Origin of the sequence: Pseudomonas sp. 5P_5.1_Bac1 (genome assembly GCF_025466015.1) — a bacterium.
Taxonomy (GTDB): domain Bacteria; phylum Pseudomonadota; class Gammaproteobacteria; order Pseudomonadales; family Pseudomonadaceae; genus Aquipseudomonas.
On the sequence record NZ_JANLNX010000098.1, the window covers coordinates 1 to 13,679 of the forward strand.

The 13,679-nt window shown below is 62.8% G+C and carries 14 protein-coding genes; all 14 read right to left on the reverse strand.

What is annotated here, in order from left to right:
* Positions 1 to 60 precede the first annotated feature (60 nt).
* Complete coding sequence (locus NTD82_RS21385; RefSeq protein WP_095156965.1) at positions 61 to 408, reverse strand: Hpt domain-containing protein; 348 nt, start codon at positions 406 to 408, stop codon at positions 61 to 63.
* A 25-nt stretch (positions 409 to 433) separates the two neighbouring features.
* Entirely contained in the window at positions 434 to 2,137 is a 1,704-nt protein-coding gene (locus tag NTD82_RS21390; protein WP_095156964.1) for a fused response regulator/phosphatase, read from the reverse strand.
* Positions 2,138 to 2,145: 8 nt separating this feature from the next.
* Positions 2,146 to 2,451 (reverse strand): STAS domain-containing protein, encoded by a 306-nt coding sequence (locus NTD82_RS21395; protein WP_095156963.1) that lies wholly within the window; start codon positions 2,449 to 2,451, stop codon positions 2,146 to 2,148.
* Positions 2,452 to 2,546: 95 nt separating this feature from the next.
* Positions 2,547 to 2,999, reverse strand: coding sequence for a flagellar export protein FliJ (gene fliJ, locus NTD82_RS21400; RefSeq protein ID WP_095156962.1), 453 nt, complete (start codon positions 2,997 to 2,999; stop codon positions 2,547 to 2,549).
* Positions 3,000 to 3,005: 6 nt separating this feature from the next.
* Positions 3,006 to 4,364: a flagellar protein export ATPase FliI gene (gene fliI, locus NTD82_RS21405; protein WP_095156961.1), complete on the reverse strand. Its 1,359-nt coding sequence runs from the start codon at positions 4,362 to 4,364 to the stop codon at positions 3,006 to 3,008.
* Entirely contained in the window at positions 4,354 to 5,151 is a 798-nt protein-coding gene (gene fliH, locus NTD82_RS21410) for a flagellar assembly protein FliH (protein WP_095156960.1), read from the reverse strand. Before fliH ends, fliI begins: the two co-directional genes overlap by 11 nt.
* 124 nt (positions 5,152 to 5,275) lie before the next feature.
* Positions 5,276 to 6,295, reverse strand: coding sequence for a flagellar motor switch protein FliG (gene fliG / locus NTD82_RS21415; protein WP_095156959.1), 1,020 nt, complete (start codon positions 6,293 to 6,295; stop codon positions 5,276 to 5,278).
* A complete protein-coding gene (gene fliF / locus NTD82_RS21420) occupies positions 6,288 to 8,069 on the reverse strand; it encodes a flagellar basal-body MS-ring/collar protein FliF (protein WP_095156958.1) in 1,782 nt (593 codons plus the stop codon). The genes fliG and fliF overlap by 8 nt, the downstream gene beginning before the upstream one ends.
* 16 nt (positions 8,070 to 8,085) lie before the next feature.
* Positions 8,086 to 8,412, reverse strand: coding sequence for a flagellar hook-basal body complex protein FliE (fliE, locus tag NTD82_RS21425; protein ID WP_095156957.1), 327 nt, complete (start codon positions 8,410 to 8,412; stop codon positions 8,086 to 8,088).
* A 116-nt stretch (positions 8,413 to 8,528) separates the two neighbouring features.
* The gene (locus tag NTD82_RS21430; RefSeq protein ID WP_262130136.1) at positions 8,529 to 9,920 is read right to left on the reverse strand and encodes a sigma-54-dependent transcriptional regulator; all 1,392 of its coding nucleotides are present in this window, start codon (positions 9,918 to 9,920) and stop codon (positions 8,529 to 8,531) included.
* The gene (locus tag NTD82_RS21435) at positions 9,917 to 11,122 is read right to left on the reverse strand and encodes a sensor histidine kinase (RefSeq protein ID WP_262130138.1); all 1,206 of its coding nucleotides are present in this window, start codon (positions 11,120 to 11,122) and stop codon (positions 9,917 to 9,919) included. Before NTD82_RS21435 ends, NTD82_RS21430 begins: the two co-directional genes overlap by 4 nt.
* Before the next feature lie 202 nt (positions 11,123 to 11,324).
* Positions 11,325 to 12,800, reverse strand: a complete 1,476-nt coding sequence (gene fleQ / locus NTD82_RS21440; protein WP_095156954.1) for a transcriptional regulator FleQ — start codon at positions 12,798 to 12,800, stop codon at positions 11,325 to 11,327.
* Positions 12,801 to 12,968: 168 nt separating this feature from the next.
* Complete coding sequence (gene fliT / locus NTD82_RS21445) at positions 12,969 to 13,265, reverse strand: flagellar protein FliT (protein WP_095156953.1); 297 nt, start codon at positions 13,263 to 13,265, stop codon at positions 12,969 to 12,971.
* A gap of 23 nt (positions 13,266 to 13,288) precedes the next feature.
* Positions 13,289 to 13,672, reverse strand: coding sequence for a flagellar export chaperone FliS (fliS, locus tag NTD82_RS21450; protein WP_095156952.1), 384 nt, complete (start codon positions 13,670 to 13,672; stop codon positions 13,289 to 13,291).
* Positions 13,673 to 13,679 lie beyond the last annotated feature (7 nt).

Sequence of the window (13,679 nt, forward strand, 5' to 3'; positions counted from 1 at the left end):
AATAGGCACCCCTACGCAAACGGCCCCCAAGGTAACCAAACCTGCCCCGACTTCATCGGGTCAGCCGACCAGGACACGTTCCCGTTCGGCGCGGTAGAGCTGACGGACCGCGATGAATTCGCGGTCGATGCGGTTGATCAGGTCCTCGATGCCAAACAGCGCTTGCTGCCTGACCCGCTCTTCGAGTTGCCGGCACAGTTCGGCCAGTTCGATCGCGCCCATGTTGCTGCTGCTGCCCTTGAGGCTGTGCGCGGCCTGACCCAGTTGCTCGGCGTTACGGGCCTTGTAGAGCTGGCGCAAACGCTCCTCGGAATCGGCGAGAAAGGTTTCGAGCAGGTTGAGGTAGCCACCTTCCATGACCTCCTGAAGGTCGCTCAACACCTTGCGGTCAATATGAATATCGGACACTTGTTCACTCCTTGATCAAGTTGGATTATGCCAGAGCGCCCCACGCGAACTCCACGCGTGCGCGGCGTCCGCCATCGGCCCACTCGGCCTGCCGGCCAAGGCGGCGTACCAGGTTCAGCCCCCGGCCACACAGACGCTGCTCCACTTCGGGCGGCCCGCGTACTTTACTCACATCGAAGCCGTTGCCGCTGTCCTCGACTTCAAGAATGAGACGCCCGCCTCCTTCCCACGGTTCCACCTTCAAATGAAGGCGGATATGACCGCTGTCGAGGGCCTGCAAACGCCGGTTGCGCTCCTGGTAATACGCGGCGAAGCCATCGGCGTCGCGCTTGAGCGCCGAGTCCAGCCCCAGCACGCCATGCTCGAGCGCGTTGGAATACAGCTCGGTGAGCACACTGTGCAACGCACCGCTTTGCCCGCGCAGACCATGAATCTCCTGCAGCACCTGCATCAGGTAAGGCAAGGGATTGAAACGCTTGAGGGTCTGGGCACGAAATTCGAATGACAGCGACCAATCCAGCGGGCTGGACTGGCCGCTGTCGGAATACACCACCGGCGGCGGCGCCAACTCGCCCGGGGCGACCACGGTGATTTCCAGCATGCTGACGTCATCCCGCGAGCGTCCGCGAAAGCGCTCCAGCGCTTGCAGCACGTCCTCGAACAGGTGCTCGGGCTCACGGTTGTCGGCGAACACCTGCTGCAAACGCTCAACGCCAAACAACTGGTCGCTCTCATCGCAGGTGTCCACCACACCATCGGACAGCAGGAACAAGCGGTCACCGAGCGTCAACGGCAAGACATCGGTGTGTTCGTCAAACTGCTCGGACGGCAGGATGCCCAGCGGCAAATGCCGGGACACCAGCGGCATCGCCTGGCCGCCGGCGGCAGGCAGCAAGTAGGCGTCGGGCATGCCACCGTTCCACACCTCCACCATGCGCCGCTCGAAACTCAGGTTGAGCAACAACGCGCAGCAGAACATGTCCACCGGCAGGATGCGCTTGAGCTTGGCGTTCATCTCCCGCAGGGTCTCGGCCAGGCCGTAGCCCTTGGCGGTCATGCCGTAGAACACCTCGGCCAGCGGCATGGCGCCGACCGCCGCCGGCAAACCGTGGCCGGTGAAGTCACCGAGCAGCACATGCATTTCGCCGGTCGGGGTGAAGGCCGCCAGCAGCAGGTCGCCGTTGAACAACGCATACGGTGATTGCAGGTAGCGGATATTCGGTGCGCTCAGGCAGCCGGCGTGGGCCACCTGGTCGAATACTGCCTTGGCCACCCGCTGCTCGTTGAGCAGGTGGTTGTGGTGCCGGGAAATCTGGTCACGTTGCTCCAGCACCGTGGCCTGCAAACGGCGCAGGCGATCCATGGCCTTGATCTTGGCGGCCAGCACTACCGGACTGTAAGGCTTGGCCAGAAAGTCGTCGCCGCCTGCCTCCAGGCAGCGCACCAACGCTTCATCCTCGGTCAGCGACGTGAGGAAGATGATCGGCACCAACTCCTCGCCGGCCAGCGCCTTGATTCGCCGCGCCGCCTCGAAACCGTCCATCACCGGCATCACCGCATCGAGCAAGACCAGTTGCGGGCGCTGCTCGACGAACAGCGCCACCGCCCGCTCGCCGTTCTCGGCGGTCAGCACCCGGTGCCCCTGCTTGCGGACGATGGTCGCCAGCAGGAGACGGTCGGTCGCACCGTCCTCGGCAATCAGGACGGTAAGCGCGGGGGAACTGCTCATGGTCGCGTTCAACTGATATCGAAGAGTTTTTCGAAATTGGAAATGGCGAGGATCTTGCGCACGTCGGAGCTGGTGTTGACCACGCTGACCCTCGGCTCATCGCCGCCAACGTGATCGCGCAGCAGCAGCAACATACCCAGCGCCGAACTGTCCAGGTAGGTGGCGTCTTTAAGGTCCACGACCACGCTTTCAGGCTTCACCGCCTGGCGCTCGTAGGCGTCACGGAAGACTTGGTGATTGCCGAAATCGAAACGACCCTTGACCCGGATCGTCAGTTTGTTCTCGTCCTTTGAGTACACGGATTCAACGGCCATGTGGGCGTTCCTTCGATGATGGCGAGTACCGACACCCTGTAGGTTTAGCAGTCCACCGGCAGCCCGGCAACCTGGGCCGACCAACGCTTTCAGTGTCAGAAACGATCGTGTCGCGGGAGGCGTTGGGACAACTCGTCGAGCAGTTTCTGCTCGCGCTTGTCTTCGATCAGGCGGGCTTCTTCGATGTAGCGCTGGACCAGCTTGCGCAGGCCTTCGACGCGCGCGTAGGCCTCCTGCCAGGTCGCGCGGGCGCTATTGAGATTGTTCTGGTGCCAGATCAGGCTCTGATTCTGCTGGGCCACCGCGGTGTCAAGCTGGCCGAGGAAGCGCTGGAAACCCACCAGCCAGTTGCTGCTCACACCCTGCCCGCCCCGCTGCATCCACTGCTGCTGGTAATCGGAACGGAACTGGTCGAGTTCGGCGAGCTTGGCCTTGGCCATATTGACCTGCTGCTGGAATTGCCCGAGGCGCTGGGCGGCCTTGCGCTCGGCGTCCTCGGCCATTTCCACCACCGGGACCAGGCGGGCGGCGCGACTAGGCTGGGCCATACGCTATCAGCCCGCAGCCAGCGGCGTGAAGACGCTCGCCAGATGCTCGCGACTCTGGGCCAGGCCAACGTTGTCGTTGAGCCCCTGACGCAAGAAGTGCACGAGGCGAGGCTGCAGGGAAATCGCCAGGTCGGTTTCCTTGTCGCCACCGGCGACATAGGCGCCGACGCTGATCAGGTCGCGACTTTGCGACAACCGCGACCAGAGCTGCTTGAACTGCTGGGCCTGGGTCATCTGCTCCGGCGTCACCACCTGCGGCATGACCCGGCTGATGGACGCTTCGATATCGATGGCCGGGTAGTGCCCTTCCTCAGCCAGGCGGCGTGACAGCACGATGTGGCCGTCGAGCACGCCCCGCGCCGAGTCGGCGATCGGGTCCTGCTGGTCGTCACCCTCGGACAACACGGTATAGAACGCGGTGATCGAACCACCGCCCGCCTCGCCATTACCCGCGCGCTCCACCAGCTTGGGCAGCTTGGCGAACACCGATGGCGGATAACCCTTGGTCGCTGGCGGCTCGCCGATGGCCAGGGCGATTTCCCGCTGGGCCTGGGCGAAACGGGTCAACGAGTCCATCAGCAGCAGGACGTTCTTGCCCTTGTCGCGGAAATACTCGGCGATCCGCGTGCAGTACATCGCGGCGCGCAGACGCATCAGCGGCGCGTCGTCCGCAGGCGAAGCCACCACCACCGAGCGCTTGAGGCCCTCGGTGCCAAGAATATGCTCGATGAACTCCTTCACCTCGCGGCCCCGCTCGCCGATCAGGCCGACGACGATGATGTCGGCCTCGGTGAAGCGGGTCATCATCCCCAACAGCACACTCTTACCGACGCCGGTACCGGCGAACAGGCCAAGACGCTGGCCTCGGCCGACCGTGAGCAGGCCATTGATGCTGCGGATACCCACATCCAGCGGCTGACTGATGGGATCGCGGTTGAGCGGGTTGATGGTCGGACCGTCCATCGGCACCCAGTCTTCGGCCTTCATCCCGCCTTTGCCGTCGAGTGCCCGGCCAGCGCCGTCCAGCACCCGCCCGAGCATGCTCATGCCCATCGGCAGGCGACCGCTGTCGTCCAGCGGCACCACCCGCGCGCCAGGCGCGATACCGGCAACACTGCCCACCGGCATCAGGAAGATCTTGCCGCCGGAAAAGCCCATGACCTCGGCCTCGACCTCGACCGGGTGATAGCTGTCGTCGTTGATCACCAGGCAGCGGCTGCCGACTGCGGCGCGCAGGCCCTCGGCTTCGAGGGTCAGGCCGACCATGCGCAGCAGGCGGCCTTCGACCACCGGCTGGCTCGGCAGGCGGATGGCATCGACATAGGTTTCAAGGCGCTTGCCGAAACTGGTTCGCTCAAGGCGCATCGCTGGTTTCCGTCTCTTCGACCGGCGCCTCGCTCGGCGCCTCCAGCTCGATGTGCAAGTCCGGCGCGGCCGGGTGCAGGCCCTGGTCGTGCAATTGGTCGAACAACTGCTTCATGGCTTTTTCGATGCGGGTTTCCACCGTGGCATCGATGCGGCTATGGGCCGTTTCGATCCAGCAGCCGCCGGCTTGCAGACTGTCGTCTTCGAGCAGGCGCCAGTTTTCCTCATGACGCTCGCGCAGGGCCTTGGCCAGGGCGAAGTCTTGCGGATTGACGTGGATGCGGATGTTTTCGGCGCCCATGGGCAGCAGCTTGAGGGCTTCACGCAGGACATGGGTGATCTGGCTGGAATCGGTTTGCAGCTCGCGGCCGATCACCTCGCGGGCGATATGGCTGACCAGTTGCACCAACTGCTTTTCGATCTGCGCATCCTGCTCGGCAATCGGCTCCAGCAGGTTGCCCATCAGTTGTTCGAGGCTGGCCAGCTTGGCGGTCAGCGCCACTTCGGCTTCCTGACGGACCTTGAGCTGGGTGCTGTGGAAACCTTCACGCTCGCCGGTGGCGAAGCCTTCGTTGTAGGCCTCCTGGCGGATACTCTCGAGTTCTTCGAGGGTCAGCGGCTGGACTTCTTCCAGCGGCACTTCCTCGACTTCTTCGACCAGTTCCGGCTCAGGCTCGGGTTCGGCCTGGGGCTCCGGTTCAGGATCGAAACTGGGCAGCGCCCAGCGGTCGAAATCCTCTACGTCGCGGGCGCGGATCAGTTCACTCAAATGCTCGTTGGTCGACATGATTCCATGCGCTCAAAAGTCGGGTTACGGATGATCAGGCAGCGTCGGCGGCGGGTGCCGCCCGACGAAGCCCCATCGGGGCCGGTGCGGTTTCGCGGGCGCGAAAACCGACCGGGCCGACGGGTCAGATCATCTCTTCGGCACCTTTGCCGCCCAGCACGATTTCGCCGGCTTCGGCCATGCGGCGGGCGATGGTGAGGATTTCCTTCTGCGCGGTCTCGACGTCGCTGACACGGACCGGGCCCTTGGCCTCGAGGTCGTCGCGCAGCAGTTCCGAGGCACGCTTGGACATGTTCTTGAAGACCTTGTCCTTGACCTTCTCGTCCGCGCCCTTGAGCGAGACGACCAGGACGTCGGAGGAGACTTCCCGCAACAGCGCCTGGATACCGCGGTCATCGACATCGGCCAGGTTGTTGAAGACGAACATGAGGTCTTCGATCTGCTCGGAGAGATCGCCGTCGATCTCGCGGATCGAATCCATGAGCTGGCCTTCGACCGAACTGTCGAGGAAGTTCATGATGTCCGCAGCACGCTTGATACCACCCAGGGTGGTGCGCGCGGCGTTGGAGTTGCCGGAGAACTGCTTCTCGAGGATCTGGTTGAGTTCCTTGAGCGCGGCCGGTTGCACGGTGTTCAGCGACGAGACGCGCAGGATGATGTCCAGGCGCACCTTGTGGTCGAAATTGCCGAGGACTTCGCCTGCCTGGTCCGGGTCGAGATACGCCACGACGATCGCCTGAATCTGCGGGTGCTCGTAGCGGATAACGTCGGCAACCGCACGCGGCTCCATCCATTTGAGGCTGTCCAGACCGCTGGTGTTGCCACCCAGCAGGATCCGGTCGATCAGGCCGTTGGCCTTGTCCTCGCCCAGGGCCTGGGTGAGCATCTTGCGAATGTAGCCGTCGGAGCCGACGCCAAGGCTGGTCTGGTCGCCGACGATCTCGACGAACTCGCTCATGACCTGCTCGACCTGCTCGCGGTGGATGTTGCCCACCTGCGCCATGGCCACGCCTACACGCTGGACCTCTTTCGGCCCCATGTGCCGCAGCACTTGCGCGGCATCGGTCTCGCCCAGCGACAGCAGCAGGATCGCGGCCTTGTCGACACGGGTCAGTTTCGCAGTCAGGGCTCGATTGTCACTCATCGGCGTTGATCCACTCTTTCACGACCTGGGCCACACGACCCGGATCTTCTGCTACCAGACTCTTGATAGCGTTGAGCTGGGCGTCATAGCCCTCGCTCGGACTAGGCAAGAGGATGCTTTGCGGACCACCCAGGCTCACGCGGTCGTTGGCCAGTTCACCGTCCAACCCCAACATGCCGCCCAGTTCCATGTCGCCGTCGCTTGTCGACTGTTTGCCATTGCCGGTGATGTTGTTGAGCACCGGGCGCAGCACACCGAACACCAGCACCAGGATGAACAGGACGCCGAGCACTTGCTTGACGATGTCCCAGAACCAGGGCTGCGAATAGAACGGAATCTCGGCGATGGTCTCGCCACGGTCGGCGGCGAACGGCACGTTGATCACGCTGACGCTGTCGCCACGGCTGGCATCGAAGCCCACCGCGTCCTGGACCAGCCGCGTGAAGCGGGCCAGGTCCTCGGCACTCCACGGCACGCTGGTGGCGTTGCCATTGGCCGGGTCGAGCTTGACCTGATCGTCGACCACCACGGCCACCGACAGACGGGTCACACGGCCCTGCTGCTGACGGGTATGGCTGATGGAGCGGTCCAGTTCGAAGTTCTTGGTGGACTGCAGACGCTTGTCCGCTGGGTAAGGCGCGAGCATCGGCTGGCCGGTGGCCGGGTCCATGATCTGCTGACCGTTGGCGTCGAGCAGCGGCTGGCCGGGCTGGATCGCGGCAGCCGCACCTTGCGCGGCACCACCGGTGGTCTGCGGCGCCGAAGCCGGGCTTGGTGGCTGGTTGCTCAGCGCACCGGGAACGCCCTGCGGGCCCATGCTGCTGGAGCGTTGTTCGTTGACCGACTGCTCGCTGCGCAGCGCCGGCTGATCAGGGTTGAACTGTTCGGAAGTGGACTCGACCGCGCTGAAATCGACGTCGGCGGACACTTCGGCCTTGTAGCGGTCGTTACCCAGCACCGGTTGCAGGATGTTGTGCACACGCTGGGTGAGCAGGCCTTCCATGCGGCGGCTGTAGTCGAACTGCTTGCCGGCGACAGTCAGCTCACTGTTCTGCAGTTGATCGGAGAGCAGGTTGCCCTTCTGGTCGACCACGGTGACCTGGGACTTGTCCAGTTCAGGAACGCTGGTCGCCACCAGATTGACGATGGCCATGACCTGGCCGGGCTCGAGGTTGCGACCGGGGTACAGCTCGACCAGCACCGAGGCGCTTGGCTTGCGCTCATCGCGCACGAAAACCGAGCTTTTCGGGATCGCCAGGTGCACACGGGCACCCTTGACGTTGTTCAGGCTGGAGACGGTGCGCGCCAGTTCGCCTTCGAGGCCGCGACGATAACGGGTGGCCTCCATGAACTGACTGGTGCCCAGGCCCTGCTCCTTGTCGAGGATTTCGAAACCGACGTTGCCATCACTCGGTGCAACCCCGGCGGCGGCGAGCTTCAGACGGGCGCGGGAAATATCCTCGGCCTTGACCAGCAAGGCGCCGGAATTGGGCTCGACGTTGTAGGGAATGTCAGCAGCGGCCAGGGTTTCCATGACCTGCTTGGTGTCCATGCCACTGAGGCTGCCGTAGAGAGGACGGTAGTCAGGCTGTTGCGACCAGAGCACCACGGCGAAGCCGATGGCCACGCTGGCAGCCAGGCCGACCAGCAGGCCGACCTGACGCAACATGGGCATCTGTGAAATATTTTCCAGGAACGAAAGGCCGAACAGCGGCGGTTTTGGCGCTGGCGGGCCGCCCTTGGCGGGCACGTTATCGACGACTGCATCGGCCATGAATCAAATCCCGCCCTTAAACCGGCATCTGCATGATGTCTTGATACGATTGAACCAGCTTGTTGCGCACCTGGGTCAGCGCCTGGAACGAGACGCTGGCTTTCTGCGACGCGATCATCACGTCGGTCAGGTCGACGCCGCTCTTGCCGATTTCGAATGCTGTGGCCAGTTGGTTGGAGGCCTGCTGGGTGTCGTTGACCTTGTTGATGGCCTGCCCGAGCATGTCGGCAAAATTGCTCGACCCCAGCTCAGGAGCCTGGACAGCCTTCGGCGCCGACATCGCGTCCATTTGCATGGCCCGCATGTCCAACATCAAACGATTGAATTCAACACCTTGGCTCATGGTCTTCTCTCTCCGACGGCCCGCATTTTTTTGACACTCATGCAGCGGGTGAACAGGACTTAGCAACAAGAGTGCCAGCTACGCCCGACAATTTGACAAAACGCTGATCCTGCACCTCAAAGCCCCGTGGCATAAAGGCTGGCCTCGACATCCATTCCGGCATCGCGCATCTGCGCCAATTTGTAGCGCAGGGTCCGCGGACTGATGCCAAGTCGCTCGGCGGCTTCCTTGCGGCGGCCGCGCTCGGCGCGAAGGGTGTCGATGATCATCTGGAACTCGTGCCGACGCAAGTCATCTCCAAGGCCACCCACTTCCTGCGTCTCGCTCACCACCGCTGGCGCTGCAGCCCGCACAGGCTGTGGCGTCAGGGCTGGCAGCACGCCGGCGAGGCAAAAGTCAGCAGCAGCAATGACCCCACCCTGTTGCAAAATCAGCGCCCGCTGGATGGCGTTGTCCAATTCCCGCACATTGCCCGGCCACGGATAGCTTTGCAGGCAGGCCCGAGCCTCCTCCGACAGTCTGACGGGTGCGTGCTTCATTTTATTGACGTGGCGCAATAGCAAACGCTCGGCCAGTGGCAGAATATCGGCGCTCCGTTCTCTCAACGGGCGCCACGCCAACGGAAACACAGACAGACGATAGAACAAATCCTCGCGGAAACGCCCCGCCGCCACTTCGCCCGCCAGATCACGGTTGGTGGTGGCCACCACGCGGATATCCAGGGCAATCGGCTTGCGCCCACCAACCCGCTCCACCTCACGCTCTTGCAACACGCGCAGCAGCTTGGCCTGCAGGCCCAGCGGCATTTCGGAAATCTCGTCGAGCAGCAACGTGCCGCCATCGGCCTGTTCGAACTTGCCCGCCTGGGCGGCGATGGCGCCGGTGAACGAGCCCTTTTCGTGGCCGAACAGCGTGGCTTCGAGCATGTTGTCCGGAATCGCCGCACAGTTGATCGCCACGAAAGGCTGACTCGCGCGCAGCGATTGCTGATGGATATAGCGCGCCAGCACTTCCTTGCCGGTCCCGGACTCGCCGGAAATCAGCACGGTGGATTCGCTGCGAGCGACCCGCGCCGCCAACTCCAGCAACTGCGCACTGGCCGGCTCGCAGGCCACGGGCCCCTCGGCATCCGCACCACTGACGGCACCGAGCGAGTGACGGGCAACCAGTTCCAGCAACGCACGCGGCTCGAACGGCTTGACCAGATAGTCCGCCGCGCCTTGGCGCATGGCATCCACCGCCCGCTCCACCGCGGCATGAGCAGTCATCAGCAATACCGGCAACTGTGGCTGAGTGGCACGCAGGCGGGCGAGCAACTGGTGACCGTCCATGCCCGGCATGTTGACGTCACTGACCACCAGGCTGAAGGCTTCCTTCGAGACCGCTTCAAGGGCCTCTTCCGCAGAACCCACCGCGCAGTAAGTGAAACCGCCCAACTCCAGGGTGTCACCCAGGGCCTGACGCAGTGAACGGTCATCCTCGACCAGTAGCACCTTGATCCCGCTCATGCCGACACCTCCGGCGACGCACCCATCAACGGCAAGGTAATCGTGGCGCAGGTGCCGCGCCCCTGACGCGAACTCAGGTGCAACTCGCCGCGATGGGCCCGCGCAACCGCCTTGACCACCGCCAGGCCGAGGCCGGTGCCGGTGGACTTGGTGGTCAGGAAGGGTTCACCCAGACGCTGGAGCAACACGCTGTCGACGCCCGGGCCCGCATCACTGACACACAAACGCAGGCTGTCATCACGACGATAGAGATGCACCTTGATCCGCGCCGGACCTTCGCTGGCCTGCAGGGCGTTTTCCACCAGATTGAGAACGGCGCCCACCAGGGTGTCGCGATTGCACAGCAGTTCGCCCAGATGGCTGTCGCACTGCCAGCGCACATTGTGCCCCTGCACTTGAACCTGCGCGGCCTGCTGCAGCGCCTGGAACAGTGCCTTGGGCGTCAGGCGATCGGTCAGCGGCAGTTCGCCGCGCGCGAACACCAGCATGTCGCGCACCTGGCGCTCCAGCTCGTGCAGGCGCTCCTTGAGATTGCCGGCAAAACGCTGCTGGGTTTCCAGCGGCAACGCCTGTTCAGCAAGGTGGCTGGCATACAGCAGCGCCGCCGACAGCGGCGTGCGGATCTGATGGGCCAGTGAAGCGACCATACGACCCAGGGTCGACAACCGCTCATGGCGGGCCAGTTGATCCTGCAGGCGGCGGGTTTCCGTGAGGTCGTTGAGCAACACCAACTGGCCCGGTTCGGCATCGAGGGAGCGAGTGGCGATGGACAGGCGCCGGCCGTCGCGCAGCGACACTTCGTGACCGTCGTCCTCGCGCGGCGCGAAGCTGCGGGCGATCACCTGCCGCCACAACTCGCCCACCAGCGGTTCGCCCAGCAGTTCGCCAGCGGCCGGATTGGCCTCGCGCACCTTGCCGTGGCCATCGATAACGATGACGCCACCGGGCAACAGATCGAGCAAGTTCTGCAAACGATTGGCCAGCCGCTCCTTCTCCGCCAGCTCGGCCATGCGCTGCGCACTGACCACTGCCAGCTCGCCTTTCAGCTCGGTAACCCTCGCTTCAAGCAGGCTGTAGGACTGAGTGAGCTGACTGGACATCTGATCGAACAGGGCAAACGCCTGCTCCAGACCTTCGCGACCCTGCTGTTCGGCGACATCGGGGCGTGGCGGCTCAAGGGAGGTAGTGGCTGCGTGGGGCATCGTGCTCTCTCGCGTGGCTCACCGTCATAAAACGGTATGTTGAAAGCGGTATAGCAATAGCCATGCCGGAAACATTTTCGTCATGAAGGGAGTAAGCGAGGGGTGCCGACAAAGCCCGCAATGACGGGCATTTACCTCACAAAAAGAAAGGTTGCTTGAAGCAGAGCGCCCAGACGGAAGCCAGGCGGTGGGTGAGCAGGCGTCAATCCTCCGCCTGCTCGTCCCCTTCGCGACGGCTCATGCCGTACTTGCGCATTTTTTCCACCAGGGTGGTCCGACGAATCCGCAAACGCTCGGCGGCACGCGCCACGATACCGTTTGCATCGTCCAGCGCCTGTTGAATCAGGCCCTGCTCGAGACTGCCCAGGTAATCCTTCAGGTCCAGGCCTTCCGGCGGCAGCATGGCATTGGTCGGGAAGCTCGGCGTATGGCCGTTGATCGCCACGCGCTCTTCGAGGTCGGAGCGCAGGCTGTCCACCAGTTGCTCGTCTTCGTCGTCCACGTAACGGAACTTCTTTGGCAGCTCGGCCACACCGATCACGCCGTACGGATGCATGATCGCCATGCGCTCCACCAGGTTGGCCAGCTCGCGGACGTTGCCCGGCCAGCCATGCCGGCACAGCGACATGATCGCCGCCGAATTGAAACGGATCGAACCACGCTTTTCGTGCTCCATCCGCGAGATCAATTCGTTCATCAGCAGCGGAATGTCTTCGACCCGCTCGCGCAGCGGCGCCATCTCGATCGGGAAGACGTTGAGGCGGTAGTACAGGTCTTCGCGGAACGAACCGACCTCGATCATGCTTTCGAGGTTCTTGTGGGTCGCGGCGATGATCCGCACATCGATGCTCTGGGTCTTGTTGCTGCCGACCCGCTCGAAGGTGCGTTCCTGCAATACGCGCAACAGCTTGACCTGCATCGGCAACGGCATGTCGCCGATCTCGTCGAGGAACAGGGTGCCGCCATTGGCCAGCTCGAAGCGCCCGGCACGGCTGGTGATGGCGCCGGTGAAGGCACCCTTCTCATGGCCGAACAGTTCGCTTTCCAGCAACTCGGCCGGGATCGCACCGCAATTGACCGGTACGAACGGCGCTTCGCGGCGCTTGGAATGGTAATGCAGGTTACGCGCAACCACTTCCTTACCCGTACCGGACTCACCGAGGATCAGCACGCTGGCGTCGGTATCGGCCACCTGCTGCATCATCTGGCGGACATGCTGGATCGCCCGGCTGGTGCCGACCAGACTGCGGAACAGGTTGGGCTCGCGCTGCCGGCCACGCTCGCGCGCCTGGTCGTACATCTCGCGATAGACCTGGGCACGATGGAGCGAATCCAGCAATTTGCTGTAGCTCGGCGGCATTTCAAGGTTGGAGAGCACCCGGCGACGTAAGTCTTCGGGAAGCTCGGGCAAAGAATTTTCGCCCAAAAGCAGAACCGGAAGGAACTCATCCCAGGCAGCCACTGTCTTAAGCAAGCCCAACAAGCCTGCCGGAGCATTTACTGTCCCGAGAAGAACGCACAGTACTTCACGGCTCGACGACAACGATTCGACAGCCTGCTGCCAGTCTTCACTGGAGCACGCCAGATTTTCTTCCCCAAGAAAATTCAGCACCACCGCCAGGTCACGGCGGCGAGCACTATCGTCATCGATCAAGAGAATTTTGGTTTCACGCCACATGCAATAGCAACTTCCCTAGTCAACTCGAGGCCCAGCGAGGGCATGCTCGACATCATTCCGACTGAACGGTCAGTGTTCCGACGTCTGAAATTAGAAAACAGCCACTAGTTAAGTCAAAAAACACTTCACAGTCAAATTTATGGCGCGCAACTGATTTTCGATCAACCGTCAGCGGTACAGATGGTATACCTTCGACGCCTGCTGCGCTTGCTTGATCTTCGACATCTCGTCAGCGATAGCCTGGCGCTCTTCGGTCGCCACATCGATCAATTGCCGATAGACCCCGAGCAGATCCTGCAGGTTATCCCGCAGCGCTTCTTCGTCGGACGGCTGCGCACTCAATACTTCATCCATGCAGGCACGGCAAGCCTGATCCAGCTCACCTACCGCCTCCCAATCCCGATTGGCCAATGCACCGACCAATGCGTCACGGGTTTCCTCGATTCGCTTGAGCACAGCACTCATCACGACATCCTCATTGCAACTGGTTATTGTGCGACAACCGCGTCCCACCCTTCCTTGACCGTGATCAACAGATCGGTCACCTCATCGAGCGCAGCGATGTCGTTCTTGAGGTTGGCATCGATCAGGCGGCGGTTCATATACAGGTAGAGCCCATCGAGACGCTCCAGTTCCGGCGTCATGTTGTCGCGATCCAGACCTTCGCGAAGACCGCCGATGATGCCGATGGCCTTGCCGATGGCAATGCCCTTGCCTGCGATATCATTGCGCTCGAGCGAGCCTTTTGCCTGGGCAACACGATCCAGGCCACCCTCCATCAGCATCTGCACCAGGCGGTGCGGGCTGGCTTCAGAGGTCTGGGCCTGTGCACTGATTTTCTGATACTGCCGAAGGGCCAACATCGGATTCATGCGTGTA

What these genes read in the sequence shown, in the direction of transcription:
- fliI (WP_095156961.1), bottom strand. Translation starts at nt 4,364, where the DNA reads ATGCGCCTTGAGCGAACCAGTTTCGGCAAGCGCCTTGAAACCTATGTC.
- NTD82_RS21390 (WP_095156964.1), bottom strand. Translation starts at nt 2,137, where the DNA reads ATGAGCAGTTCCCCCGCGCTTACCGTCCTGATTGCCGAGGACGGTGCG.
- fliT (WP_095156953.1), bottom strand. Translation starts at nt 13,265, where the DNA reads ATGAGTGCTGTGCTCAAGCGAATCGAGGAAACCCGTGACGCATTGGTC.
- fliS (WP_095156952.1), bottom strand. Translation starts at nt 13,672, where the DNA reads ATGAATCCGATGTTGGCCCTTCGGCAGTATCAGAAAATCAGTGCACAG.
- fliH (WP_095156960.1), bottom strand. Translation starts at nt 5,151, where the DNA reads ATGTCGACCAACGAGCATTTGAGTGAACTGATCCGCGCCCGCGACGTA.
- NTD82_RS21435 (WP_262130138.1), bottom strand. Translation starts at nt 11,122, where the DNA reads ATGCCCCACGCAGCCACTACCTCCCTTGAGCCGCCACGCCCCGATGTC.
- fliF (WP_095156958.1), bottom strand. Translation starts at nt 8,069, where the DNA reads ATGGCCGATGCAGTCGTCGATAACGTGCCCGCCAAGGGCGGCCCGCCA.
- fliE (WP_095156957.1), bottom strand. Translation starts at nt 8,412, where the DNA reads ATGAGCCAAGGTGTTGAATTCAATCGTTTGATGTTGGACATGCGGGCC.
- fleQ (WP_095156954.1), bottom strand. Translation starts at nt 12,800, where the DNA reads ATGTGGCGTGAAACCAAAATTCTCTTGATCGATGACGATAGTGCTCGC.
- fliG (WP_095156959.1), bottom strand. Translation starts at nt 6,295, where the DNA reads ATGAGTGACAATCGAGCCCTGACTGCGAAACTGACCCGTGTCGACAAG.
- fliJ (WP_095156962.1), bottom strand. Translation starts at nt 2,999, where the DNA reads ATGGCCCAGCCTAGTCGCGCCGCCCGCCTGGTCCCGGTGGTGGAAATG.
- NTD82_RS21395 (WP_095156963.1), bottom strand. Translation starts at nt 2,451, where the DNA reads ATGGCCGTTGAATCCGTGTACTCAAAGGACGAGAACAAACTGACGATC.
- NTD82_RS21430 (WP_262130136.1), bottom strand. Translation starts at nt 9,920, where the DNA reads ATGAGCGGGATCAAGGTGCTACTGGTCGAGGATGACCGTTCACTGCGT.